Origin of the sequence: Bradyrhizobium sp. 157 (assembly GCF_023073815.1) — a bacterium.
Classification (GTDB): domain Bacteria; phylum Pseudomonadota; class Alphaproteobacteria; order Rhizobiales; family Xanthobacteraceae; genus Bradyrhizobium.
The window spans coordinates 1-1,609 of sequence record NZ_JADPKF010000028.1 but is presented as its reverse complement, the minus strand read 5'-3'; the positions used below and the strand labels follow the sequence as shown (position 1 = coordinate 1,609).

Genomic DNA, 1,609 nt, shown 5'->3' with positions numbered 1-1,609 from the left:
CCTCAGTGCCGATCCCGTACAGAAGCAAGTGCCCGGCAGGTGGACAGCGCAAAAAGGGATTGACTAACTAAGGCCCGTTACAGAAGCCCGGATGGAGCGAAGCGACATCCGGGGTTCAAACCATCCCGCATATCGCTACGCTCATGCGGGCTACGGCCCTGAGCTGGATGCGTCGTTCCCCGCACACAAGCGAAACCTCGATACATGCCCGCTACGGATCCCACCAACAACGAAGAGCGGTGGCTGTGGACCTCCCTGCGTTAGAGAGACGAGAAACCACGAGACCGCGCTGACGCGCCTATCTGCCTGCTGTTGGGCGTTTACTTCAGGGTGTACAAAGTGTCCTCAAAACCTTTCCGTCCCCATTAACCTTTCATTAACCAAACCCGCCCACCCTCTCTCTACGGCAGGGGGCCGTTGATTCCTGATGCTTCAGCTCCGCGTTTCGGAGCTAGCGTTGATCGGGAGGTGTTGATGCCCCGGGAGTACCTTGGTGACGCGTACATTAGCGCGGCGTGTGACCGCGCGGGCGAGATTCCGCTGCCGGATTCTCCGGCCCTTCCACCCCACCAGATCGTGCCGATGCTGATCGGCTCCACCGTCGAGGCGATCGAGCGCGAGCTCGTGCTGCAGACGCTGGCGCGCTGCCACGGCAATCGCACTCATGCCGCGCGCGTGCTCGGACTTTCGGTGCGCACGATGCGCAACAAGCTCCGGCAGTATGCGTCTGATGGCGCCGACATTCCCGCGCACAGCTAGGTCGAGCAGAGCGTAGCGTCGGCAAAGCGGACCTAGCCCGCCGTAGCTCGGAGAGCGAAGGCGGAAGCGTGCGCACCATCATGAACACGGCGTAAGCTGGTGGGCACGGCGCTCTGCGCCTTTGCCCACCCTGCGGGCTGCGGACTGATTTGCTTCGCGCGCAAGCGCAATCTCGCTTGCGCGTGTGCGACAAACTGGCACGACGGGCAAATCAGCAAAAACCTGTCCAGCCCCTTTGGCAAAAATATTCCGCTTAACTTCGAGAGCAAATCATCTGCATAACTCCGCCCGTCTCACCCGATTGAGGGGCGGCTCGCGATCGTCACGAACGTGCGGTGAGATGCGATGGACGCTGATGGCGCGCTAGACGTACGCGCCCGACGCGTACGGCGAAGTCGTGTGGTCCTGGCGCCGCGGTGCTGGCGTTAAGTTACGTGGAAGTTGTCCGCGTGGCGACGGAGGCAACAAAGCCGTTCTCCGGGGAGAGCTCGCTATAAGCCGTAAAGCCATTGCGCAGGGAAGGCCGGGATGCTCCCGCTGTACCTGTATGCTCGTGTGCGCGTTCCTTATGCGCACCTGCACATGAGACCGCGGGTGCGGCAAGCACCCGGTCTTCCCTGCGCCCTCTGAGTTTCGGGAGGGCAAAAGCAGATGTAAGCCTCGGGCAGAACATGCTGCGAGATCGCGAAACTGTATCCACCGTCATTGCGAGGAGCGAAGCGACGAAGCAATCCACGTCTCCGCATGCTTCGCTTCGCTGCGCTCGCAATGATGGGGTGGACGGCCCCCGAACGGCATCGATGTGCCAGACTGGCGATGCTGAGTCGAACCAGACAAGGGGACCGTCCAT

The 1,609-nt window shown here is 61.6% G+C and carries 1 protein-coding gene; it reads left to right on the top strand.

The window, feature by feature from the left end:
* Window positions 1-474 precede the first annotated feature (474 nt).
* A complete protein-coding gene (locus tag IVA95_RS06675) occupies window positions 475-759 on the top strand; it encodes a helix-turn-helix domain-containing protein (RefSeq protein WP_247509790.1) in 285 nt (94 codons plus the stop codon).
* The last annotated feature ends 850 nt before the right edge of the window (window positions 760-1,609 follow it).